This is a genomic window from Streptomyces sp. NPDC048142 (genome assembly GCF_043202835.1).
Lineage (GTDB): Bacteria > Actinomycetota > Actinomycetes > Streptomycetales > Streptomycetaceae > Streptomyces.
In genome coordinates this window covers 1-1,451 of sequence record NZ_JBIDBC010000086.1, presented here as the reverse complement: position 1 = coordinate 1,451, position 1,451 = coordinate 1, and the positions used below count along the sequence as shown (strand labels likewise).

The following is a 1,451-nucleotide window of genomic DNA, read 5'->3' as shown; positions in this document are numbered from 1 at the left end:
CGCTTCCTAATGTTGTTGTCAAGCGGCTGCGGTCACGGGCGGTGTGACCTCGTAGCACCGTCGGTCACGGATCAGGGCCCACAAGACGTTGACGCGTCGGCGGGCGAGGGCAAGCACGGCCTGGACGTGCTTCTTCCCTTCGGCGCGTTTGCGGTCGTAGAACTTCCGCGAGTTCGGGTCACAGCGGATGCTGACGAGTGCGGAGGTGTAGAAGACGCGCTGGAGTCTTCGGTGGTAGGTGAGCGGCCGGTGGAGGTTGCCGCTGACCTTGCCCGAGTCGCGAGGCGCGGGGGCGACGCCGGCGAAGGCCGCCAGGGCGTCCGGGGAGTCGAAGTCGTCCAGGCCGCCGCCGACAGCGGCGATGAACTCGGCACCGAGGACCGCGCCGATGCCGGGGACGCTCTGGACTATGTCGGCGAGTCCGTGCTCGCGAAACCGGCCCTCGATGAGCTTGTCCATCTCGGAGATCTGCTCGTTGAGGGTCATCACCTCCTCGGCCAGGGTGTGGACCAGCTTGGCGATGGTCTTCTCCCCGGGGACGCAGGTGTGCTGGCGCTCGGCGGCCCCGACCACGGTTTCGGCCAGGGATCTTGCGTTGCGGACCTTGCGGTTGGCCAGCCACTTGGTCAGCCGAGTGGCCCCGGCGCGGCGGATCGCGGCCGGGGTCTGGTAGCCCGTCAGCAGTTTGAGCGGGCCGGTGTTGGTCACGTCCAGGGCCCGTTCCAGGGCCGGGAACATGCCCATCAGGGTGCCGCGCAGGCGGTTCACCGAGCGGGTGCGGTCCTCGACCAGGTCGGTGCGGCGTCCGGTCAGCAGCCGCAGTTCGATGGCGGCCTCGTCGCCGGGGCGGATGGGCCGCAGGTCACGGCGCATCCTGGCCTGGTCGGCGATCACGTAGGCGTCGCGGGCGTCGGTCTTGCCCTCGCCGCGGTAGCCGTCGGATGCCCGGTTCACCAGCCGGCCGGGGATGTAGAGGACCTCCTGGCCGTGGCTGACCAGCAGGGCCAGCAGCAGGGCGGGCTCACCGCCGGTCATGTCGATGGCCCAGGTGACCTCATGGCCGTCGGTCAGACCGAGGACGTCACCGATCAGCTTCAGCAGCTCGGGCTCGTCGTTGGCGACCCGCCGCGACAACAGCGTCTTGCCGTCGGCATCCAGCGCGAGGCCGTGATGGTGGCCCTTGCCACTGTCGATCCCCGCCCATATCCGGCTCATCGTGCTCCTGACGTACGTGTTCGTTCAGTTCGTACCACGGACGACCTCGCCGGCATTGCTCTACTCAGCGACTTGTTCGCACTTCCTAATCGGCGGCCGAGTCGTCGTGGGGTGCCGGGCGGCGAAGCGTCGAGAGCCACGAGACGGCAGCCGCCTGATAGCCACACCCAGCACCCCTGGGCGACCCAACCCTACGAATGGCTCGATCAACCCGCTCAAGAAGGTAGAGCCGCCTG

The 1,451-nt window shown here is 68.5% G+C and carries 1 protein-coding gene; it reads right to left on the bottom strand.

Annotated features, from left to right (window positions below; all coding sequences use genetic code 11):
• Positions 1-18: 18 nt before the first annotated feature.
• Positions 19-1,215, bottom strand: coding sequence for an IS110 family transposase (locus ACGF2Y_RS36630; protein WP_392956429.1), 1,197 nt, complete (start codon positions 1,213-1,215; stop codon positions 19-21).
• Between the last annotated feature and the right edge of the window lie 236 nt (positions 1,216-1,451).

What these genes read in the sequence shown, in the direction of transcription:
- ACGF2Y_RS36630 (WP_392956429.1), bottom strand. Translation starts at nt 1,215, where the DNA reads ATGAGCCGGATATGGGCGGGGATCGACAGTGGCAAGGGCCACCATCAC.